The 23,639-nt window shown below is 42.8% G+C and carries 17 protein-coding genes and 1 other RNA gene; 5 read left to right on the top strand and 13 right to left on the bottom strand.

Translation table 11 applies throughout. The annotated features are described in order from the left end of the window. Positions 1–2: 2 nt before the first annotated feature. The 3 genes from HDC92_RS02105 to HDC92_RS02095 all read right to left on the bottom strand — a co-directional run bounded on the left by HDC92_RS02105 (position 3) and on the right by HDC92_RS02095 (position 5,412). Positions 3–3,494, bottom strand: coding sequence for a TonB-dependent receptor (locus tag HDC92_RS02105; RefSeq protein WP_183871994.1), 3,492 nt, complete (start codon positions 3,492–3,494; stop codon positions 3–5). A gap of 127 nt (positions 3,495–3,621) precedes the next feature. Further along, on the bottom strand, positions 3,622–4,746 hold the full coding sequence (locus HDC92_RS02100; RefSeq protein ID WP_183871992.1) for a FecR family protein: 1,125 nt from the start codon (positions 4,744–4,746) through the stop codon (positions 3,622–3,624). A gap of 84 nt (positions 4,747–4,830) precedes the next feature. After that, a complete protein-coding gene (locus HDC92_RS02095; protein WP_015807331.1) occupies positions 4,831–5,412 on the bottom strand; it encodes an RNA polymerase sigma factor in 582 nt (193 codons plus the stop codon). Positions 5,413–5,642: 230 nt separating this feature from the next. Here HDC92_RS02095 and HDC92_RS02090 point away from each other — a divergent pair, with 230 nt between their 5' ends. From HDC92_RS02090 to HDC92_RS02080, 3 genes are read left to right on the top strand one after another with little or no spacing between them, the layout of a single operon-like run. Next, positions 5,643–6,686: an MBL fold metallo-hydrolase gene (locus HDC92_RS02090; RefSeq protein WP_183871990.1), complete on the top strand. Its 1,044-nt coding sequence runs from the start codon at positions 5,643–5,645 to the stop codon at positions 6,684–6,686. A gap of 4 nt (positions 6,687–6,690) precedes the next feature. Next, positions 6,691–7,779 (top strand): SGNH/GDSL hydrolase family protein, encoded by a 1,089-nt coding sequence (locus HDC92_RS02085; protein ID WP_183871988.1) that lies wholly within the window; start codon positions 6,691–6,693, stop codon positions 7,777–7,779. Positions 7,780–7,789: 10 nt separating this feature from the next. After that, entirely contained in the window at positions 7,790–9,079 is a 1,290-nt protein-coding gene (locus HDC92_RS02080; RefSeq protein WP_183871986.1) for an acetylxylan esterase, read from the top strand. A gap of 57 nt (positions 9,080–9,136) precedes the next feature. On the opposite strand, the gene ssrA is transcribed toward HDC92_RS02080, so the two are convergent. The 3 genes from ssrA to HDC92_RS02065 all read right to left on the bottom strand — a co-directional run bounded on the left by ssrA (position 9,137) and on the right by HDC92_RS02065 (position 11,303). After that, positions 9,137–9,503, bottom strand: a transfer-messenger RNA (tmRNA) gene (ssrA, locus tag HDC92_RS02075). 70 nt (positions 9,504–9,573) lie between these two features. Then, positions 9,574–10,776, bottom strand: a complete 1,203-nt coding sequence (locus tag HDC92_RS02070; protein ID WP_183871984.1) for a pyridoxal phosphate-dependent aminotransferase — start codon at positions 10,774–10,776, stop codon at positions 9,574–9,576. A gap of 134 nt (positions 10,777–10,910) precedes the next feature. Next, positions 10,911–11,303 carry a DUF1573 domain-containing protein gene (locus HDC92_RS02065; RefSeq protein ID WP_015807337.1) on the bottom strand — a complete coding sequence of 131 codons (393 nt, stop codon included), beginning with the start codon at positions 11,301–11,303 and terminating at the stop codon, positions 10,911–10,913. A 131-nt stretch (positions 11,304–11,434) separates the two neighbouring features. On the opposite strand from HDC92_RS02065, the gene HDC92_RS02060 reads away from it, so the two are divergent. Further along, on the top strand, positions 11,435–13,858 hold the full coding sequence (locus tag HDC92_RS02060; RefSeq protein ID WP_183871983.1) for a thiamine pyrophosphate-dependent enzyme: 2,424 nt from the start codon (positions 11,435–11,437) through the stop codon (positions 13,856–13,858). Between the two features lie 30 nt (positions 13,859–13,888). On the opposite strand, the gene aroC is transcribed toward HDC92_RS02060, so the two are convergent. The 6 genes from aroC to HDC92_RS02030 all read right to left on the bottom strand — a co-directional run bounded on the left by aroC (position 13,889) and on the right by HDC92_RS02030 (position 19,906). Next, the gene (gene aroC, locus HDC92_RS02055) at positions 13,889–14,977 is read right to left on the bottom strand and encodes a chorismate synthase (protein WP_015807339.1); all 1,089 of its coding nucleotides are present in this window, start codon (positions 14,975–14,977) and stop codon (positions 13,889–13,891) included. 33 nt (positions 14,978–15,010) lie between these two features. Continuing rightward, a complete protein-coding gene (gene aroA / locus HDC92_RS02050) occupies positions 15,011–16,270 on the bottom strand; it encodes a 3-phosphoshikimate 1-carboxyvinyltransferase (protein ID WP_015807340.1) in 1,260 nt (419 codons plus the stop codon). A gap of 2 nt (positions 16,271–16,272) precedes the next feature. Next, positions 16,273–17,412: a chorismate mutase gene (locus HDC92_RS02045; RefSeq protein ID WP_015807341.1), complete on the bottom strand. Its 1,140-nt coding sequence runs from the start codon at positions 17,410–17,412 to the stop codon at positions 16,273–16,275. Between the two features lie 55 nt (positions 17,413–17,467). Continuing rightward, complete coding sequence (locus HDC92_RS02040; RefSeq protein ID WP_015807342.1) at positions 17,468–18,301, bottom strand: prephenate dehydratase; 834 nt, start codon at positions 18,299–18,301, stop codon at positions 17,468–17,470. A 334-nt stretch (positions 18,302–18,635) separates the two neighbouring features. Next, positions 18,636–19,700 carry a 3-dehydroquinate synthase gene (gene aroB, locus HDC92_RS02035; RefSeq protein ID WP_183871982.1) on the bottom strand — a complete coding sequence of 355 codons (1,065 nt, stop codon included), beginning with the start codon at positions 19,698–19,700 and terminating at the stop codon, positions 18,636–18,638. Next, the gene (locus tag HDC92_RS02030; RefSeq protein WP_015807344.1) at positions 19,700–19,906 is read right to left on the bottom strand and encodes an RNA-binding S4 domain-containing protein; all 207 of its coding nucleotides are present in this window, start codon (positions 19,904–19,906) and stop codon (positions 19,700–19,702) included. Before HDC92_RS02030 ends, aroB begins: the two co-directional genes overlap by 1 nt. A 96-nt stretch (positions 19,907–20,002) precedes the next feature. Between HDC92_RS02030 and HDC92_RS02025 the strand changes: the two genes are divergently transcribed. Continuing rightward, on the top strand, positions 20,003–21,190 hold the full coding sequence (locus HDC92_RS02025) for a proline dehydrogenase family protein (protein ID WP_183871981.1): 1,188 nt from the start codon (positions 20,003–20,005) through the stop codon (positions 21,188–21,190). Between the two features lie 78 nt (positions 21,191–21,268). Here the strand turns inward: HDC92_RS02025 and katG are convergent, their stop codons facing one another. Further along, positions 21,269–23,542, bottom strand: a complete 2,274-nt coding sequence (gene katG, locus HDC92_RS02020; RefSeq protein ID WP_183871980.1) for a catalase/peroxidase HPI — start codon at positions 23,540–23,542, stop codon at positions 21,269–21,271. Positions 23,543–23,639: the final 97 nt, after the last annotated feature.

Here is a 23,639-nt window from a genome sequence, read left to right as displayed (position 1 = left end):
GTTTATAAAGTAAGGTTAAGACCGAATGTTAATGTTCTTGCGCGGGGGTATACCGACCAGTCGAAGCCCGGTGTAAGTGCCGAATCGTAAGCGGAAACTTCTGGATCATAGCCCTGATATTTGGTCCAGGTATAGATATTCTGAGCGGAGCAATACAGCCTTAATCCTTTGATGCTATACTTGTTTAGTAGTTTTGAAGGGAATTTATAGCCGAGCGATACCGTTTTCAGGCGCAGATATGATCCATCTTCAACAACCCTGCTGGAATAAGCTGCAGGTCCGTATCCAAGGGTCCTGTAATAGGTGTTGTTTTGGTTTTCGGGTGTCCAGCGGTTGATATAGGTTGCGAACATGTTCTGTGAAGCCCGGCCAAATCCTTCAAACACCAGCCTGTTGGTATTCATGATATCGACGCCATAGGCTCCCTGCAGAAAAACACCAAGATCGAAGCCTTTATAGGCAAAGTTATTGGAAAAGCCGAAATTGAAATCGGGGTTGGGGTTTCCGATAATGGTATAGTCGGACAAATCGGCAACGCCGTCGCCATTCAGGTCTTTGTATTTGATGTCGCCTGGCTGAATGTCTTCGCGGGGATTTCCGTTGGTGGGAATCTCTGATTTAAGGATATATTTACCGGAGGGGAGTTGAACGAAATCTGCGTATTGATAGTTGCCCTCCCAGATCAGTCCGTAAAACATGCCAATGGGCTGGCCGATTTTGGCTATGTACGGGGGAAGGGATTTATAGCTGGTTTCCCAGTTGATCATACTAACCAGGGCTTCCTGATTTTCAGTGAGTTCGAGGACTTTATTGCGGTTGAAGGAGATGTTGAACTGACTGGACCAGGTAAATTTGCTGTTTGAAATGTTGGTGGTTTCAAGGCTGACTTCCAATCCATCGTTACGCACCCTTCCTACATTTTTATAAGACCTGGCAAATCCGAGTGAGGGTGGTAAATTGGCATTGAGCAATAGGTCTTTGGTCGTTTTCCGATACAGGTCGACCGTGAGTATCGCCCTGTTTTTGAACAGGCTCAGATCGAGCCCAAGGTCGCTCTGTACGGTGGTTTCCCAGATCAGGTTGATGTTTCCCAATGCAGTTGGAATTAAACCTTTAACCGATGCATTGTTAAATGCATAAATGGCCGAATTGGGCAGATTTAAGGTAGACATGTAGGCGAAATCAGATACTCTGTTGTTTCCGGTTGCGCCTATACTTGCCCTCAATTTGGCATCGGAAATGAATTTAAGAGACTTCATGAATTCCTCTTCACTGATGCGCCAGGAGAGGGCCCCTGAAGGAAAATATCCCCATTTATTGCCTGGAGCAAATTTAGAGGAGCCATCAGCCCGGAAAGAAAGGGTTGCCAGGTATCTGGATCTGTAGCTATAGTTTATCCTTCCAAGGAAAGAGGCCAGTGTATTGGAGGTAGAATTGGAGGAGATACTTTTTGGAGATCCTTCATCCAGTCCGGATACACCAAGCAGTTCATTGGGTACCAGTGTTGCATAGGCACCGAAGCCATTTGAGCTTCTGCCCTGAATGGTAAATCCGGCAACTGCCGACACTTTATGGCGCTTTGCAAACGTTTTGCTATAGCTTAGGGTATTTTCATTCAGATAGTTGTTGGTTTCCAGATAAGATACCCCGCCATTTACACCATTGGCAATTCCCTGAGGTGTTAAAGGACTTCCTGAGCCGGTAAGTGAATTGTCAAATGAATCGGAACGCCTTGCTGAGCGTGTTACACCACCAGAGACCTTTAATTTAAAGGCATTCCATTTGTATTCGGCATAGGCATTTGCATTTAAGATATTGGTGTACTGCTCCCGAAGCTGATTCTGATAATTCTGAAGGGGGTTGAAACGTTTATCATTAACCAGGTCAATGTCCTGATCGATACTTTCCTCCTCAATATCGATGTTGGGATTACCCACTACAGGACGATAGCCCCAAACGCTGTACATGAGTGCGCTGGACTGGAAACTACCACTTTCGGGAACTGGTGAACCCCCGAATTTTTTCAGGGCACTGTAGTTAACATTGCCACTTACGGTTAACTTATCGTTTACTTTTTGATCTAGGCGGAAACGCCCCTGGTAGCGATTGTAGCCGGAACTGACCATCACACCATCCTGATTAAGGATGTTACCAGAGATGGAGTACTTTGTTTTACCGGTACCCCCCAATACTGCTAAACTGTGGTTCTGCATAGGGGCTACCCTGAACAATTTACTTTGCCAGTCTGCTGCCGGTACCGATCTGTAAGACTCGAGATTTGGTCTTGAACTGTTAAAATATAAGTCTGCAACCGTACCTGGATAGCGTTCCGACTGGTATTTTACAAATTCGTAGGAGTCGAAAAGCTCCATTCGCTCCAATACCTCCTGCTGCCCATAGTAACCGTTATAGGTGATGGAGGATGTCCCTTCTTTACCAGTTTTAGTAGTAATAATGATGACACCATTGGCACCCCGTGCACCATAGATGGCAGTAGCGGAAGCATCTTTTAATACTTCAATAGATTCGATATCGTCGGGATTGATGGCGTTGTTATCGGAATCTTCAAGAGGAAAGCCATCAATAACATATAGAGGGGCATTGGTACCGGTAATGGAGTTTGCGCCCCTGATGACGATGTTGATGTTTGAACCGGGCTGACCGTCAACAGAGGTTACCTGTACACCTGCTACCCGACCAGCAAGGGCCTCATCAAATGAACGTACCGGTGCTTTTTGTATGTCCGCCATGTTGACCGAACCTACTGAGCCTGTCAGGTCTTTGCGGCTGACTTCACCATAACCTACCACCAAAACCTCGTCCAGTCTGGTCTGTTCCTCCTTTAATATGACGTTCAGTTCTGTTTTTCCGTTAATGTTAAGCTCGAGGGGAACAAATCCCACATAGGAGAACAGGAGGGTACCATTGGCATCGGGAACTTTGATAAGGTAATGTCCCGTACTTCCTGTTGTTATCCCTATGTTGCTTCCTTTTAGCTTTACGCTTACCCCGGGGAGCGGCTGACCATTGGGATCTGTTACCCGCCCTTTAATTTCAACGGCCAAAATCCGGCCGTCTGCTGTTTTTGGTTTTATGATCACGGTGTTTTCTTCAATCACAAAGGTGAGGGGCTGATTGGCAAAGCATTTTTCAAGTACTGCAGTTAACTGTTGGTTCTGCACTTCTATATCTATGTGCGGCAGCTTGCTGAGCATATCCAAATTGTATAGAAAGTTATAGCCCGTTTGTTGTTTTATATTGGATAGGACATTGGCTAATGTGACATTTTTTAGTGATAAGCTTACTTTCTGTGCAAAGCTTGCTGCACTTACCTGAATCAATCCCAGTAACAGTAAAAAACATGTTAATTTAATTCTCATAACCCATTTGGTTTTGTTTGCTTGATTGAGCTTAACGGGAGAAGAGCCACTACCCGACAGACCTGCAAGTGAAGCATACGCTGCAGTATGCTTCAATAGCTTGTAAAATTTCATATATTTGGATGGTTTGGTTGGTTAAATTTGTTGTAACACATCAATGGAAACTATTCCCAAACTTTTGCCGGTGGGTGGTTGCAAGCACTCCCGGCTTTTTTATGGGAAAGGTGATATAAAGTAAAGCTTATGGCATCACGACAATCCTCCTTCCTTCGGTCTTAAAATGAACGGAACCCGTAAGTTCGAGCATCCGGAGTACTTTGGAGACTTCCTCAAACCTGGATATAGTACCTGAAAATCTTTGATTGACAAAATCTTTATGATAAACGATCTCTACATTATACCAGCGTGCTATTTTACGCATGATCATGCCGATGTCTTCACCGCTAAACTGAAAATAACCATTTTTCCAGGCTATGGCCTCTTCCTGCTGAACGGAAGTGGTGCTGAATGTGCCTTTGCGTAAGATAGATTGTTCGCCAGGCTTGAGAATGATTCCGGAGCTGCCGCTCGCCTGGCTTACTTTTACAGAACCCTCCAGCAGGGTAGTTTTTGTACTTTCTTCATCTGCATAAGCGTTGACATTGAAATGTGTGCCCAGTACTTCTATAAGCTGACTGGCAGTTTGTACTTTAAAAGGAAGCTGTCTGTTTTTAGACACTTCAAAATAAGCTTCTCCGGTAACTTCAACAAGGCGCTCATTACGATTGAATATGGTAGGGAACTTTATGGATGAGGATGCGTTTAACCAGACCCTGGTGCCATCTGGCAGGTTTACCTGAAATTGCCCGCCTTTAGGGGTAACCAATGTATTGTAGGACCCGGGTGAAACTTCGGATGCAGTAGGGAGGAGCTCATAAACGAGCTGACCATCGGCTGCTTTTTTGATGCGTACACCGGCCTGTTTGCTGAGTAGCCCGGATTTGGCATCGCTAAGATCGATTTCGGAACCATCGGCGAGCACTAGTAAGGCTTTATTAGCACCCGGAGCGATCTTGTTTTGGCTGAAGATAGTTTCGGACGACTTGAGGCTGCCGAAATCAACAAAATGCAGGACGGAAAAGATCAGGGCGATCACAGCAGCAGCAGCGTAAGGGTACCATACAGGTCTGGATTGTTTTTTAGTTCTTTTTTGCAGTTCAGTCCATATTTCATCTTCCAGGCTTGCCAAGTCTGTATCATTACCGGGGAGAGCTATTCTGTTCTGAGTTTCTTTTTCATACCAGCTCTCTATGATCGCTTTCTCATCGGGTGTACAGGTTCCCTCGAGGTATTTTTTAAGGAGCTGATCTGCATTTTTATTTTCCATCTATAGATTTACTGTATTTGTACTGTTGCTATATCTATAAATAGGTTAGCTACGTCATAGGTGGTAGAAGAAAAAAATATTTTTTTAATTGGCGCTAAAAAAACGAAGGATGATGAGGAACAAGCCGAACTTTGGGCGAAGAATTTTGATGGCGTTATAGATCTGTTTTTTAACAGTCTGATCGGAGATGCCCATTTTTTTAGCGATTTCTTTATGAGAGAGATTGCTTTTGCGGCTCAGTTCAAAGACTTCTCTCATTTTTTCGGGTAGGCCTGCAATTTCCTTTTCAATCAAGACCGCGAGTTGTTTTTCCCGGATAGCATCTTCAGACGAATATTGCCCTTCCTGGATAAAACTTTCCAGTGAAGCCAGGTATCGACTGCGTACTTTATGTTTATCGATGAGATCGAATATTTTATATCTTATTGCCGAATAGAGATAGGAGGAAAGTGAGCTGTTGAGGTTTATTTCCCGTCTTTTGGTCCAAAGTGCCGTAAACAGATCCTGTACAACATCTTTAGCTTCATCTTCATTATGGAGTATTTTGCAGGCATGGCGAAACAATAGCGCCCAATACCGTTTGTATATTTCTTCATAAGCAGCGTCATCAGCTGATTTTAACAGTTCAACCAGTTCATGATCTGAAAGATTTCTATATAAATTCATTAAATGGTTCTATTGTGCCCGTACCCGAATTTACTTAATTCCCTGAAACACACAAAGTAATTTATTACATTTAATATTGCCATTATCCTGAAGTAATTCTATTTGTGGTAAAGTATGGTTGCTGTATGGCTCAAAGTTAACCGGAGTATGTTAATTTATAATTATTAAATTTTTACGAAATCTCTACCACCAAGACGCGAGTATCCCTACATAGGTTGTAAAAAATAAATATGAAGATAAGCCGAATTGCAGGATTTGTACTATTGATGCTTTTTTGGGGATTAATGGGGTTTTCACAATCTGTGCCGAAGAATTATTTTGGTAATATTCCGGGAATGCTGGAAGAACAGACCGATTCATTGAGCGCAGTGATCCAACAAGTATTGAAAAAATATCCCCCCAGTATAAATAAAGCTTCATCGGAAAGGAGGCTGGCGTTGTATGCAATTGATGGAATACTGCATGATACGAGGCTGGATTCGACCAATGCGCTCAGGAGTTTTATAAAAGACCGGTATGAACTGGCATTGACGGCACTTCGGAAGCCAGCTCCTAAAAAAGGAATTCAAATCATTAAGTTGTACAACCATGGTTTTGTGATCAGAACGGCTACTGTGACCATCGGGTTTGACCTGGTACTGCGGAATATCAGGGCGTTGGCCAAAATTCCGGAAGGAGTCTTAGTAAACGCTATGCAAATGAAGGAAATTGCAGATCATTGCGATGTATTATTTGTGAGTCACCAACATCCCGACCATGCCGATCTTAGGGTGGCCAGGCTGTTTGCAGCACAGCAGAAAGCTGTTTATACCCCACCTGGTTTATGGGAGGGGGAATCGCCGTATATCAAAGTGCTTAGAGACACTACTTTGCTGCGTACGAAACTAAAATTAAAAAATGGCCGGATGTTGGCTGTGAACGTTTACCCGGGACATCAGGGAGAGATCTTAAATAACCTTTACGCGGTAACCATGCCGGAGGGATATACGATTATGCATACCGGGGACCAGCACGCTAAGCGGGACTTGCCCTGGTTACGAAAAGTGCATGAGCTGCAAAAGATAGACGTTTTGCTAGTGAATTCCTTTATAGATAACTTTCAGCAGACAGTGGATGAAAGTATCCGTCCAAGGCTCGTGATCAGCAGTCACCAGAATGAACTGGGCCATACCATTGATCACCGCGGGCCGTACTGGTTACATTTCAGACTTATTAAAAAATTTAAAAAACCCACGCTGATGATCACCTGGGGTGAACACTATTTATACCCATAGCTTTATGAAAATCCAGATATACCCGATACTCATCCTGTTCAGCTTAGCTGCGGTCAGCTCGGTTTCCGCACAGAAAAAGGCAGCAAAAGCAGCCTATATATATACCGATGCACAAACACTCACAAAAAACGGGCAATGGCCTTTAAATACCAGTGATTATCAGCGGGTGGATAGTACTGGCCGGGTGCCCCTGCCTGCAACAGTGCAAGCCCTGGCGCACTGGTCGTCGGGCATAAATATTATGTTTCAGACCGATTCGAAAAGCATTGCTGTAAAGTGGAAAATTGCCAAATACAGGACGATACCTACCATGACCGCTGTGTCATCGTGTGGGCTGGACCTATATGGCTGGAATGGTACCTATTGGCAATACGTAGGAATCGGAATCCCCAGGTCGGAAGTTAATACCGATGTGATTGTAAAAGCAATGGCCGGAAAGATGACCCATTACAGGCTATACTTGCCCATAGGATCGGAGCCCACCCAGGTGGAAATTGGTATTGATCCTTTGGCTACCATCAAGCCTGCCGATGCGCGTTTCGTACCCAAAAAGCGGGTAGTTATTTATGGATCGAGCATCACACAGGGCACAGCTGCTTCTCGTCCGGGTATGACCTATACTTCAATTTTATCGAGAAGATTAGGGGTGGAGACTATTAATTTAGGCTTTAATGGTAGTGGTAAAATAGAAATTGAACTGGCCGAGGCAGTGGCCAGGATTCCGGCGGATGTGTATGTGCTGGATTGTGTGCCGAATCCTAGCCCTCAGGAAATAAAAGAAAGAACTTATCCATTTGTAAAAAAACTACGCACATTGAGACCCAATACGCCCATTGTTATGATTGAAAGCATTACCCGTGAAAGGACTTTCTGGGATTTGGAGTCGCAGGCGAAGGTAAAACAACAGAATGTGGAATTTAAGACTGCTTATAAAAAGCTGCTTAAAGATGGAGAGAAACAGTTATATTATTTATCCACTGAAACTTTGAACGGGGACGACCATGAATCGTCTGTTGATGGGACCCATCTTACTGACCTTGGTTTTATGCGGCTGGCTGAAACAGTGGCGAAGACATTAAAAACAATTTTATAATTTATAGTCAATGAAAAATACAATTATAATATCCCTTTGCTATTTTCAGCTATCTTTTTGTTTGGGGCAAACAAAAAAAGATTATCTTCAGGATGAAAGCAAAGTAGAAAACTATACACTTCCGGCATTGCTGAGACTCAACAATGGTAAGCAGGTTAAAACAACAAAGGAATGGGAGAATAGCAGGCGCCCTGAGCTTTTAAAAACTTTCGCCGAAGAAGTATATGGCAAAACAATGGCTAGTTCGGCAGCGCTCCCTTATCGGATAGTCAGCGTAAACAAAAATGCACTAAATGGCATTGCAACACGAAAAGAAGTACAGATCTTGCTTTCAAAAAGTAAAGGTGCGAGGCAGTTGAACCTCATTATATATACCCCTAATCAGATCAAGGGGCCAGTTCCGGTGTTTTTAGGGCTCAATTTTTCCGGCAACCAGGAAATGAATACAGACACCGGAATAACCATCACGAAATACTGGACAAGATTTGCGGGTGATCCTGGTTTTAGTTCAGCGGGTATAGCCAATGAAAAAAGTAGGGCAAGATCAGAGGGACGCTGGAATGTTGAACTCATTTTATCTAGCGGATATGGCGTAGCAACAGCTTATTATGGAGATTTGCAGTTGGATAGAAAAGACATTTATTCGTTACCTGATGATTTTAATAAATGGTACGATCCTCAAAAAGAACTCAAACCGGATAGTTCGCAATGGGGGGCAATCGGAATTTGGGCCTGGGGTTTGAGCAGAGCACTGGATTATTTGGAAAAAGATCCCTCAGTTAATGCCAAAAAAGTGGCGGTAATTGGTCATTCCAGATTGGGTAAAGCGGCACTTTGGGCCGGGGCACAGGACAAGCGGTTTGCGATGGTAATTTCTAACAATTCAGGCGAAGGTGGAGCCGCAATTACCAGGCGGAAATTTGGTGAGACAATTAAAAGAATCAATACTTCCTTCCCTCATTGGTTTGCTGATAATTTTAAAAAATATAATGATAAGGAAGCGTCGTTACCGATAGATTTCCATGAATTAATGGCCTTGATTGCACCTAGACCACTCTATGTAGCAAGCGCATCAAAAGATTTATGGGCAGATCCGGTAGGAGAATATACAGCACTCTTTTATGCAGGTGACATTTATAAATTGTATGGTTTTGAAACTTTTAAAGATCGTACCCCTCCTGCTGCCGATACCCCGGTTAGGGCGGGAGTATTGGGTTACCATAAAAGAACAGGTAAGCATGATATTACTAAATACGATTGGGAGCAATACATCAATTTCGCAGATCTATATTTGAAGTAGAAATGAATGGCTTGTTGATCCGCCAATGAAAACGGGGAAACTTACCGTTTCCCCGTCATGTGGAGCCGAAGGGGTTCGAACCCTTGTCCAGTTGTGCGATAAATTATGCCTTCTACATGCTTATTTTCCAATTAATTGTAGGGATCTGGCGGGCTGGAAACCGACCTAACCGTTCACCTTAGGTACTTTATCTCGCAACTGTATCGTACCTTACAATTGCCAGCGTTGTTATTTCGATGCCCCATATTCTAACCTAACATCGCAGCAGTTAGAGGGACAAAAGCTAGGCTAATTCTAAATTAGGCAGCTAAGGCGTAGTTATTTTCGCCAATTATAGTGTGAACGTTCTCTTTTAAGTGCTCTCCGTACAACGCACTGCATGCTAACATACTTAGCTTCACCCTGTCAAATCCAAAACGGCCCCATCCCATTAAGTATGCTGATGCTCAGGGATTAAACTTTTCCTTGTCCATCAGCATACAAAGATACGAAAATTATGCCATTTTACGACCAGGATATTGCTTTAAAGCAATGTCAAGGCAGTCCATAGCCCTATTAAGGTCTTCGGTATTAAGTACATAAGCCATTCTGACTTCGTTTTTTCCTGAACCCGCTGTCGAATAAAAACCTGTAGCAGGTGCCATCATGACAGTTTCGCCCTGGTGATTAAAACTTTCCAGCATCCATTGGCAGAACTGATCGGCATCGTCAATCGGCAATTTGGCAACTACATAAAATGCACCACCTGGATTCGGGCAAAATACGCCATCCATCGCATTCAATCTTTTTACAAGTGTATCCCTGCGTAAAGTATATTCTTTATTTACCGCCTCGAAGTAACTGTCGGGGGTGTCTACAGCAGCGGTTCCGGCAATTTGTTCTACCATACCCGGACTTAACCTGGCCTGTGCAAACTTTAGCCCCGCCTGGATAACGGCTTTGTTTTTAGTAATTAAACAGCCCAATCTGGCTCCACAGGCGCTATAACGTTTGGAAACGGTATCCAATATCACCACATGCTGTTCCAACCCATTTAAGTGTGCCGGAGAGATAAATTCCCTGCCGTCGTAGCAAAACTCCCGGTAGGCTTCATCGGAGAGCAGGAAGAGGTCATATTTTAAGCACAATGCTTTTAAAGCTTCTAATTCTTCTTTTGAATATAAATAACCGGTAGGATTGTTTGGGTTGCAAATGATAATGGCCTTGGTTTTTGCAGTAATGAGTTTTTCAAAATCGGCAATAGGAGGAAGGGCAAAACCATTTTCGATATGTGACAATATAGGTTTTACCACAACATTGCTCATACAGGCAAAACCATTGTAATTTGCATAAAAAGGTTCGGGAATAATGATTTCATCACCTTCGTTAACACAGGTCTGCATGGCAATGGTAATGGCCTCAGAACCACCAACTGTAACCAGGATATCCTCTGGTGTAATGTTATACCCTAGCTTATTGTAATATTCTGCGAGTTTGGTACGGTAAGTTAATGTTCCCTCCGAGGGCGTATAGGCCCAAACATTGAAATCTATATTTTTAATGGCATTCAGCATCCCTTCAGGCGTTGCAATGTCTGGCTGGCCAATATTCAGGTGGTATACTTTTTTACCTGTTTTTTTTGCCTGATCCGCATAAGGGGTTAGTTTTCTTATTGGTGAAGCGGGCATGAGCAGCCCTTTTTCCGAAATGTCTGGCATTGTGCAAAATTAAAATTCAGTCTACAATTGCCACCCCCAGGGGTGGATTAATAAGTTAGTTTTTTTTGAGAAGGTACAAAATTAAAAAACCTCGTTGATTAACGAGGTTTTAATCAAAATATCTTTTTGAAATGCTATTTGCTGGCCGCTGCCACAGTTTCTCCTTTAATGTATAAAACTTTAGTGGTAGTTTTTGCATTTGAAGTAATGGTAATACTTTTGCTAAAAGGAAGTGCAGCACCAGTTGGGTTATAAGTAACTTTAATTACACCTGAATCACCTTTTTTAACCGGAGTTTGTGTATACTCAGGAACTGTACATCCACAGGTAGTTTCTACCTTGGTAATAATAAGGGGCTGATCACCGATATTAGTGAATTTAAATTCTATTGTTGCAGGCTTGTTAAGCGGAATTTTTCCAAAGTCATGACTCTCCTTGTCAAACTTGAATTCGGCAGGTTTTGATTGAGCGTTAGCAGCAACACTTATACCTAAGATTAACGTAAATAACAGAATTAGCTTTTTCATTTTAATGTTGTTTTAAAACAAATTTAATGTTTTCATTCATAAAACAAAAAGTATTCCATTATATTAATTACGATACACTGTTAAGTCATACTTTAGATTTTATGTATCTTTGCCGCATAATTGAATTGCTTATGATGCCAAATAGTAAACTTACCACAAACCCTATCGACGCTTCGGAGTTAAGTTTTGATGACTTCAAAACTATTGTTATAAATGATTATAAAATAGCTGTAGAGAGTAGACAGGCTAGTTTATTAGGCCGAAAGGAAGTGTTGACAGGTAAGGCAAAGTTTGGAATTTTTGGCGATGGTAAAGAGCTTCCGCAAATTGCAATGGCGAAGGCTTTTAAGAATGGCGACTGGCGCTCAGGTTATTACAGGGACCAGACTTTTGCTTTTGCAGCGGGCATCTGTACCATTAAAGAATTCTTTGCCCAGTTATATGCCAATCCCAGTGTGGAGGCAGATCCTGCATCGGCAGGCCGGCAAATGAACTGCCATTTTGCAACCCGCTCTTTAAATGAAGACGGTAGCTGGAAAGATTTAACGGATATAAAAAATTCCTCCTCGGATATTGCACCAACAGGTGGACAAATGGCCAGGTTAGTTGGTCTGGCATATGCCTCGAAATTATACAGACAAAATCCTGAACTGGAATATTTAAAGAACTTTTCGGTCAACGGCAATGAGGTGGCCTTTGGTACCATTGGCAATGCTTCTACATCCGAAGGTGTATTTTTTGAAGCCATTAATGCAGCAGGTGTTTTACAGATACCCATGGCGATGTCTGTTTGGGATGATGCTTATGGCATTTCAGTACCTGCAAAATACCAGACTACAAAAGAAGATATCTCTGAAATTTTAAAGGGCTTTCAGCGTGATGAAAAAGCTGAAGGCTATGAAATATATAAAGTAAGGGGCTGGGATTATCCGGCATTGTGCGAAACCTATCAGCGTGCCATTGATGTTTGCAGGAGCGAACACGTGCCGGTGCTGATCCATGTTACCGAAGTTACCCAGCCGCAGGGCCACTCTACTTCAGGTTCTCATGAACGTTACAAAGATAAAGACCGTTTAGAATGGGAAAAAGAGTACGATTGTATCCTTCAGATGCGCAAATGGATGCTGGAATCGGCAATTATCTCTGAAGAAGAAATCCTTGAACTGGAAAATACCGCCAAGAAATTTGTTCGTGAAACCCAAAAAGAAGCCTGGAATGAATTTTTAGCTTCTATAAAAGCAGAAAAAGACCTGGTTGTTGCTGCCATAAACAATGTTGCCAATGGTGATCCTGCATTGATCAAAATTGCCAGTGTTCTGGCCAGTACACCTGATGCGCAAAGAAGGGAGGTTATTTCTTCGGCAAGAAAGGCTTTACGGTTATCCATAAGCCAGCCTTCTTCTGCCAGAAATGAATTGCTGGATTGGTATAACGATCAGGCCGGACTGAATGAAGACCGTTACCATTCAAAATTATTTACAGATGGTGCTGAAAGCCCTATGCTGGTCAATGAATTGAAACCAGCATACAACGAACTCAGCAAAATGGTTGATGGCCGTGAGCTGCTGAATGCTTGTTTTGACGCCAATTTTGCACGTGACCAGCGTTTGGTTGCTTTTGGAGAAGATTTAGGCGCAATTGGGGATGTGAACCAGGGCTTTGCCGGCTTACAGGCAAAATATGGAGAACTGAGGATTACCGATACCGGAATCAGGGAAATGACCATAATAGGACAGGGCATAGGCCTGGCATTGCGTGGCTTACGCCCGATTGCCGAAATCCAGTACCTGGATTACCTGCTATATGCTTTAAATATTCTGAGTGATGACCTCGCAAGTTTGTCGTACCGTACCAAAGCCGGACAAAAAGCACCGGTGATCATTAGAACGCGTGGGCACCGGCTGGAGGGTGTATGGCATTCCGGTTCTCCAATAGGGATGATCCTGGGTTCTTTAAGGGGGCTGCATATCTGTGTGCCCCGCAACATGACCCAGGCAGCGGGAATGTATAATACCCTTTTCAGATCTGATGAACCTGCACTGCTCATAGAATGCCTGAACGGTTACCGCCTGAAAGAAAAGTTACCTGAAAATGTTGGTGAATATACCGTGCCTTTGGGTAAGGCCGAAGTGATCAGGGAAGGCAGTGATTTAACTGTTGTTTCTTATGGTTCTACTTTAAGAATTGTGGAGGAAGCGGCAGAAGAACTTGCCCAATTGGGTATTTCTATTGAAATTGTTGATCCCCAGACCTTATTGCCTTTTGATACCGATCAGCTCTGTGCACAGTCTTTGGCAAGAACAAATAAGTTACTGGTTGTGGATGAGGATGTACCTGGAGGCGGAACTGCATTTTTACTGCAACAGATACTGGAAGTGCAGAATGGTTATTATCACCTGGATGGACAACCGCGAACATTGAGTGCCAAAGCGCATCGCCCTCCTTATGGTTCTGACGGGGATTATTTCAGTAAACCTTCTGTTGATGATGTAATAGAGGTTGTTTATGCTATGATGAACGAGAGCAACCCGGGTAAATATCCGGCTATATACTAGAGCGTAATATAAGGAAACAAAACAAGCAGGTTATAGCCTGCTTGTTTTGTTTCTGAGCAGATGATCTGCCAGTACCAGTGCAGCCATTGCCTCTACAATAACTACTGCCCTTGGTACCACACATGGGTCATGTCTGCCTTTTCCTTTAATTTCAGCTGCCTCACCTGCAGCATTAATGGTTTGCTGATTGTGCATAATGGTGGCAACCGGTTTAAAGGCTACTGTAAAATTGATTTCCATACCATTGGAAATACCACCCTGAATGCCACCGGAAAAATTGGTGAGTGTTTTGGGCTGACCCTCATTGGCCAGAAAAATATCATTGTGTTCCGAACCCCTCATTTCACTTCCACTAAAACCAGAGCCATATTCAAAGCCATGAACAGCATTGATGCTGAGCATTGCTTTACCCAGGTCGGCATGCAGCTTATCAAATACAGGTTCTCCCAGTCCTACAGGGCAGTTTTTTATGATGCAGCTCACTTTGCCGCCAACGGTATCGCCATCTTTTCTTACACTGTCAATAAATTCAATCATCTGATGGGCTGTAGCCGGATCTGCGCAGCGGGCAATATTATCCTCCCTGATGGACAGTAACGCTGCTATATCATCCTGGGCAAGATTAGGCGCCTGGATTTGGCCCACTGCAGATACATGTGCAAAGACCTCAACCCCATACTGTTTTAACAATAGTTTGGCAATTGCTCCAGCTGCTACACGGGCAGCGGTTTCCCTTGCAGATGAGCGTCCTCCGCCTCTATGATCGCGAATGCCATATTTGGCATCATAAGTATAATCTGCATGTGAGGGACGGTAAACATCGGTATTGTGACTATAATCTTTGCTCCGCTGGTCCTCATTAGGGATCAGCATAGCTATGGGGGTTCCTGTGCTTTTACCTTCAAACGTTCCGGAAAGCACCTGTACGGTATCACTTTCTTTACGTTGTGTTGTAATTTTTGACTGTCCGGGTCTGCGTTTATCCAATTCTGACTGGATAAAATCCAGGTCGATAGGTAATTGAGCCGGACAACCATCTAAAATAACACCAATGGCTACACCATGAGATTCACCAAAAGTGGTAATGCGAAATAATTGACCAAATGTATTGCCTGCCATGTTGATTTACAGTTTATGATTTTAGGTTTAAGATTAAATTTCCTGGATTTCAAATCCCGCTTTCTCCAGGTCTTTCCAGTAATCAGGATATGACTTTTCCACAACCTGATAATCTTCCATCTCTATTTCTTTGATAAAGAAACTTAAGGGTGCAAAAGCCATAGCCATACGGTGATCGTCATAAGTAGCAAAAGTTACTTTTTCAGGAAAACTTAGCTGATCGCAATTTAAAGTATATACTTCATTCTCTTCCTTTAAAACTACTCCTATTTTGATCAGTTCCTGTTGCAGCGCCAATATCCTGTTGGTTTCTTTTATCTTAAGTGTTTCCAGTCCTGTAAACGAAAGGTTCAATCCTTTTGCGGCAGCGCATACAATAATGGTCTGGGCTAGGTCGGGGCAGTCCTTCAGGTTCAATACTTCGGTTATTGCTACAGAAGTACCGGATTTTAGGGCAATGCCATTAGGAATACTGGAAGTACGCACGCCAAATGCAACCATAATGTCCCTGATCTTACTGTCACCCTGTAAACTTTTTTGCTTTAAGTTGGGTAAGGTTATTTCCGCATGATCGGCCAGGGCTGCAATGCTGTACCAGTAAGAGGCCGCACTCCAGTCAGGTTCTACAATCAATTCGGCAGCTTTAAAAGGCTGTTGATCAATATGAATGGTATTGTTGTCCCATCGGTGTTCAATTCCTGCATCCTGTAGCATACTTAAGGTCATTTCCAGGTAGGGGCGCGAAGTTAATTCACCTTCAATTTCTAAAGATAAACCCAATGGAAGAGAAGGGGCGATCATTAAAAGCGCGGATAAGTACTGGCTGCTGATGTTTCCCTGAATTTTGACTATCCGGCTGGCCTGCCTAAAATCTTTATTGATTTCCAGCGGAGGAAAACCATCTTGTCCTGAATATTTGATGCCTGCACCTAGTTTTTGTAAAGCTTCAACCAATAATTTTATCGGACGCTCTTTCATTCTGCCTGAGCCGGTCAGGTAAAACATGCCCCTGGTAATGGATAAATAGGCAGTTAGAAAACGCATTGCTGTGCCCGCATGTCCTACATCTACAGAAAAAAAAGTATCCGGGTCATTTTCTTTTCCGATGGCCTTAAGGATGTTATTCAGGGTTACGGTGTCAACCGCATCCGATAAATTGTCAACTTTAACCAGTCCTTCAGACAGGGCACTGATGATTAGTGCCCTGTTGCTTTCGCTTTTTGAGCCGGTTAAGGCTATTTCAGCATTTATATCTTTAATCCCTTTAAAAGAAACAATTGCGTTTTTACTCATTGTTAAGATTTAACTTCTGTATGTGCTTCTGCTGCAATGCCTTTTTCTGCTTTACCAGCATTCATGATCTCAGTTTGTTTGCGGATAGATTCTCCATGAACGAGTTCCAGGAATTTTTCTGTAAAGTTTAAATCCAGTTTTAAGGCTTTTGCAAATGAGGCACCTTTTTTAATAATGGCATCCCAACGGTTAACCTGTAAAATGGTTACCTGGTTATCGCGTTTGTATTCACCGATTTTGCCTACTATGGCCATACGCTCACCCAGTTTCTGTAACAACAGGTCGTCAATTTTGTCAATTTGTTTACGGAATTCGGCCAGTTGATCTGTAATCGCTTCATTTTTAGATTCTGGTTCACGAACAGTTAAACGGTCAGCCAGTTCAGCTAAAGCAGCGGGGGTAACCTGTTGTTTTGCATCTGTCCATGCCACTGAAGGATCTACATGCGACTCAATCATTAAGCCTTGCATATCCAGGTCCAATGCTTTTTGAGAGATGTAAGGGATCAGTTCACGGTTACCGCAGATATGGCTTGGATCGTTGATGATCGGCAGTTCTGGACATAAAGTTTTCAATTGAATGGCAAGCTCCCACATAGGTTCGTTACGGAAAGAACTCTTTTCGAAGGAAGAGAAGCCGCGGTGAATGGCACCTAATTTAGTAATACCAGCACCGTTGATGCGCTCTAAAGCACCAATCCACAATTGCAGGTCAGGGTTTACCGGGTTTTTTACCAACACAGGGATATCCACTCCTTTTAAAGCATCAGCAATTTCCTGAACAGTAAAGGGGTTAACAGTAGAACGTGCGCCGATCCATAAAATATCTACTCCTGCAGCCAGGGCCTCTTCCACGTGTTTAGCATTTGCAACTTCTACGGCAGTAGGCAGGCCGGTTTCTGCTTTTGCTCTTTTCAGCCATTCCAGACCAATGCTGCCTATACCTTCAAATTCTCCCGGACGGGTGCGTGGTTTCCAGATACCGGCCCTTAATACAGATACCTTTCCTGTTGCTGCAAGTAAGTGTGCGGTGGTTAACAGTTGTTCTTCAGTTTCTGCACTGCAGGGCCCTGAAATGATGAGCGGTTCATTGTTGATGTTAAGCCATGTATTTAATGGCTGGATGTTCAATTGTAGTTTCATTTTGTTGGGGTTTAAAATTTTTATATAGTTATTTTACGAAGGCTGCTCTCCAGATTTATACTTTATCATTTTTCTGGTATTCGCCCATAATATTAAAGTTTACAGTGTATTTTAAGGCTTGCCGGACGGCTTTGTCGTAATTTTCCATGCTGGTCCATTCCATGTCAACATAGAAGTAATAATCGTTACGTTTCCCTAAGACAGGCATGCTCTGGATTTTTGTGAGGTTAACCTGTTGTTCAGCAAAAATATTCAGAACTTTGGATAAAGCCCCTACATGATTGCCTACCTGGAAACATATAGAAGCTTTGTTAACTTCTTTCAACTCTTCGGTCTTGTCCAGCTTAAGGATCAGGAAACGGGTAAAATTCTTTTTATTGGACTCAATCCTTCTTTCAATAATATTCAGGCCATACAATTCGGCTGCAAGGGTATTGGCAATAGCAACAGTATCTTTTAGCTGCTCGTCTTTAATACGTTTTGCACAGGCAGCAGTATCATTGCCCTCAATTACCTGGATGTGGGGATAATCATAAAAGAAATCTACACACTGACGGATGGCAATAGGGTGTGAAGTGGCAAATTTCACATCTTCAAATTTAACACCTGGTAAAGCCATTAAATGTAACTGGATAGCCAGGTATACCTCACCTACAACAGCAAAATTATATTCGCGTATTAAGGTGTAATTTGGTAAAAGACTACCTGCTATAGAGTTTTCTATGGCCATGATCACATAATCACATTCTTTTTTTTCCAAACTTTCACATGTTTGCTTAAAAGAATTGCATTCTATGGTCTGGATGTCTGTTCCAAAAAACTTGAAGGCCGCCTCTTCGTGGAAAGATGCTTTAATACCCTGAATTGCTACTCTTGTTACTTTCTTCATGAATTTGTTTTTTCCCTTTTTATGGTTCTGGTTTCGTTAAAAACAAAAAAAAGTCCCGGCGTTGGGCCGGGACTTTTCTTATACATTTATCTTGCTGATATCAGTGCATATTAGTCCCGGCTCTTACTAAAGTAGTAAAAGTAACCAAACCAATATGTAGTGATATTATTCTTCATTTTCTTTTTTGTTGTAACCGGGCTTGTTTCCGTACCCTGTCTTTATTTTGTTTTGCCAAATGTACTAACAAAATTTAATTTGTCAATAGCTAAATAAAAAAAATATTTTTTTGTTGTTAAAAAGCTATAGGCTGAGGTTTAAAATTTCAGTTGAGCTGTTAACTATAAATGCGGTTAAAGTAAGCAAAGCTTTCCAGAATGTCTTTTTCCGATACCCTGCAATTGTAATCGCATTTGCCAATCGTACTGAGCAAAGAGAACATGATCTGTCCGTTCTCGTTTTTCTTGTCACTTTGCATAAACTCCAGCAATTGCTTAAAACTGTCTTCTTTAATCCTGTAAGCCGGATAAAGCGTACTGATATAATCAGTAATGTCTTTTAAATCATCAGCTGATAAGGTATTGTTGTTTGAAGAAAGGAAAGCCTCACAGATCATACCCACAGCAATGGCCTCGCCATGTGTAAGTGGCTGGGCATCGTTGATCAGGGAATAGGTTTCAACTGCATGTCCGATGGTATGTCCGTAATTCAGGATCTTTCTTAGTCCTTTTTCATGTGGATCTTCCGTAACTACTTCATTCTTGATCTCTACAGAACGGTAAATGGCCTGAGCCGAAATCTGGAGGTAATCGCTACTCTTCAAATCATTATAATAGGTACGGTCTACAATTAAACCATGTTTGATCATTTCGGCAAAGCCGGAAAGCAGCTCCCGTTGTGGCAGGGTTTTTAAAAATTTAGTTTCAATAAAAACCGACTGCGGTAGGGTAAAAGTACCCACCATGTTCTTCACATTATCTACATCAATCCCGGTTTTACCGCCAACAGAAGCATCTACCTGCGACAATAGGGTAGTAGGGATATTGATAAAGTCTATCCCTCTTTTATAGGTTGAGGCCACAAAGCCCCCCATATCGGTAATTACGCCACCACCCAGGTTAACCATTAGGCATTTACGGTCGGCACCAAAATCAAGTAAGGTCTTCCAGATGCCGATGCAAAAATCAATATTCTTGTTTTCTTCCCCAGGATCAGTTTCTATCAGGTCAAAACCATTAAAATCGTCCATCATTTCCCTGAACAATGGTAAACACAGTTCTGACGTATGTGTATCCGCAAAAACAAAGATTTTACTGTATTTTTCTGCTTCAATTACCTTCATTAAAGGTGCCAGTTCTGTTTCAAAATAAATGCTATGACCTGCGCTCTCCAATTTTTTCATTAAATTACTGTTATTTTTTGTCCCATAAAATCAATTACATCGCCAACCCGCACCTTTAGCCTTTTGCGGTAATCAACCGTTCCATTGTATTTTACCAAACCATCCTCTACAACGGTTTGTGCTTCTCCGCCGCTTTGTACCAAGGCGGTTGCTTTCAATAACTGAATAAGGGGTATAAACTCACCTTCTAATTTAAATTTTATCATCGCAAGGCAAACTTACAATTAATTATAAAGTGTTTTACCACCAATAGCAAGGGAATTTATACTTTTGCAAGCAAAACGACTAACTGACATTCGTAAATGGAAACACTCCCCAAGAGATCATTAAATTTTGATGATACGGAAATTGCTTTTCGCAATAAATCGGATACTGAGCTTAATGCGGCTTATTGGTTGTTCAAAATCATTAGCAGTAACTTTTTAACCAAAGTAGGGCCGCCCATAACTAATTTTTTCCTGAACATTGGCCTGCCCATCAAAGGCATCATCAAGGCTACCCTGTTTAAACATTTTTGTGGTGGAGAAACCATTGCTGAATGTGAGCATACCATACAACAGCTGGCATCGGGTAAAGTAGGTACTATTTTGGACTATTCAGTAGAGGGGGAGGAAGAAGAGATTGTTTTTGATTTTACCTGTGAGGAGATCATCCGGACAATCGAAAGGGCAACAGGGGATAAAAGGATTCCCATTACTGTTTTTAAAGTGACCGGTATTGGCAGGTTTGGTCTGTTGGAAAAACTGGATGCAAAGAAAGAACTTAATGCAGCAGAGCAGACAGAATTTGAAAAGCTGAAACAGCGTTGTGAAAAGATATGCAGAAGGGCATTCGATAAAAATGTACCGGTAATGATAGATGCTGAAGAAACCTGGATACAGGATACGATTGATGAGCTGGCTTTCGATATGATGCGTTTGTTTAATCAGAAAAACTGCATTGTTTACAATACCTATCAGCTGTACCGCCACGATAAACTAGCCGATTTAAAATCAGACCACCTGATAGCCAGGGAACAGGGTTTTGTACTGGGCGTAAAAATGGTACGGGGTGCCTATATGGAAAAAGAACGAAAAAGGGCAGAAGAACTGGGCTTTCCTTCACCTATTCAGGTAGATAAAGCTGCGTGTGACAGGGATTATGATGCTTCTTTACATTATTGTATGGAACACATCAACGACATTGCCTTCGTGTGCGGAACGCATAATGAAAATAGCTGCAGGGTATTGGCCCAATTGCTGGATGAATATAAAATTGCACACAACCATCCTCATGTTTATTTTGCACAGTTATTGGGTATGAGCGACAATTTAAGCTTCAACTTATCAGATGCCGGTTATAATGTAGCTAAATATGTGCCTTATGGGCCAATAAAAGCCGTTATGCCTTATCTTTTCAGGAGAGCTCAGGAAAATACCTCTATAGCAGGTGCAACCAGCAGAGAGCTTGGATTAATTATAAAAGAGAAGCAACGCAGGAGGCTTAAGTAGTAAACAGAGGAGGGATAAATAAAAAACAGCTTTTGCATCTGCAAAAGCTGTTTTTGTTCATTCGTTGGGTTAATTAAATCAGCCCAGGTCAAACCGGTCCAGATTCATAACTTTGTTCCATGCGGATACAAAATCGGTTATAAACTTCTGCCGGGAATCGGAGCTTCCGTACACTTCAGCAACCGCCCTCAATTCAGAATTGGAGCCAAACACAAGGTCTGCACGGGTGCCGGTCCATTTTATTTCACCGGTGTTGCGGTCACGGCCTTCATAAACTTCCCTATCTGCAGAGGCTGCTTTCCATACGGTGTTCATGTCCAGCAGGTTTACAAAAAAATCATTGCTGAGCTGCCCCGGTTTTGATGTGAAAATACCATGCTTGGAGGCATCAAAATTGGTATCCAATACACGCATACCGCCTAACAATACTGTTAACTCAGGTATTGTAAGTGTGAGCAAGTGGGCCTTATCGATCAGTAGTTCTTCGGTAGATACCGGGATTTTCGATTTGCGATAGTTACGGAATCCGTCGGCAGCAGGTTCCAGGTATCCGAATGATTCTACATCAGTTTGTTCCTGTGAGGCATCCATGCGACCAGGTATAAAAGGGACAGTTATGGCATATCCTGCTGTGGTTGCAGCCTTCTCAACACCGGCACAACCGGCCAGTACAATTAAATCTGCCAGCGAAACCTTTTTACCAGCTGTTTGTGCAGTATTAAATTCTTTTTGAATGCCTTCCAGTATATTCAATACTTTTTGCAATTGTGGAGGATTGTTAACCTGCCAGTATTTTTGCGGAGCAAGGCGGATGCGTGCACCGTTGGCCCCACCACGTTTATCGGTTCCACGGAAGGTAGAAGCGGAGGCCCATGCGGTAGAAACCAGTTCAGCTATACTTAAACCTGATTCCAATACCTGTGCTTTCAGGGCCGCAATATCATTTTCATTGATCAGTACATGGTTTACTGCCGGGATAGGATCCTGCCAAATCAATTCTTCCTGTGGTACTTCCGGACCAAGGTAGCGCTCACGCGGGCCCATATCACGATGCGTCAATTTAAACCATGCACGCGCAAAGGCATCGGCAAAGGCATCGGGGTTTTCAAAAAAGCGTCGTGATATTTTTTCGTATGCCGGATCAAATCTTAAAGAAAGGTCGGTAGTCAGCATCGTAGGACGATGTTTTTTTGAACCGTCAAAGGCATCGGGGATAAATGCTTCGGCGTTTTTGGCTACCCATTGCTGCGCACCAGCAGGGCTTTTAGAAAGCTCCCATTCAAATCCAAACAGGTTTTCAAAAAAGTTATTGCTCCATTGAGTCGGTGTTTTTGTCCATATTACTTCCAGTCCGCTGGTAATCGCATCGGCTCCTTTGCCAGTGCCATAACTGTTGCGCCAGCCCAAACCCTGCATTTCAATGTCTACAGCTTCTGGCTCTTTGCCTACATGGTCTGCAGAGGCAGCACCATGGGTTTTGCCAAAACTATGACCTCCGGCTATTAATGCAACAGTTTCCTCATCGTCCATAGCCATCCGGCCAAATGTATCACGAATGTCTTTGGCAGCGGCGATAGGGTCAGGGTTGCCATCTGGTCCTTCCGGATTTACATATATTAAGCCCATTTGCACAGCTGCAAGTGGTTTCTCCAGATTTCTGGAGTGTATATTGCCATCGGCATTGTCATCTGTAACCAATACACCATCGCCTTCCACACCGGGTGAACCGTGTGCATAACGCAGATCGCCACCCAGCCAGGTAGTTTCGGCACCCCAATAAACGGATTCATCCGCCTCCCACACATCTTCACGTCCACCGGCAAAGCCAAAGGTTTTAAAACCCATTGATTCCAATGCTACGTTACCGGTAAGGATCATCAGGTCGGCCCATGAAATATTGCGGCCGTATTTTTGCTTAACTGGCCAAAGCAATCTGCGGGCCTTATCCAAACTTACGTTATCAGGCCAGCTATTCAGTGGTGCAAAACGCTGTAAGCCTACACCGGCACCACCACGTCCGTCGCCCACACGATAAGTTCCTGCACTGTGCCACGCCATACGTATAAACAATCCACCATAGTGACCAAAGTCTGCCGGCCACCAGTCCTGCGAGTCGGTCATGAGTGCATGAAGGTCTTTCTTCAGTGCTGCAAAGTCGAGGCTTTTAAAGGCTTCAGCATAATTAAAATCCTTATCCATTGGATTGGATAAGGAGGAATGTTGACGCAGTATGTTCAGTTTTAACTGATTAGGCCACCAGTCCTTGTTTCGGGTGCCACCCCCACCTACATTGTGCTTCATACTTCCATTATGAAAAGGGCATTTACTGATGTCGTTTGGATTGTTTTCCATAGATCTGAATTTTATACTTATAATTAAAGATACGACAGATCATGGTGAGAATCAAACTGCTTTTTTCTATAGCATTATAGTTAAAAACTATTGCTTA

It is taken from the genome of Pedobacter sp. AK017, from assembly GCF_014200825.1.
Taxonomy (GTDB): Bacteria; Bacteroidota; Bacteroidia; order Sphingobacteriales; family Sphingobacteriaceae; genus Pedobacter; species Pedobacter heparinus.
The sequence above is the reverse complement of the archived record's forward strand: the minus strand, read 5'-3'. Positions and strand labels throughout refer to the sequence as shown.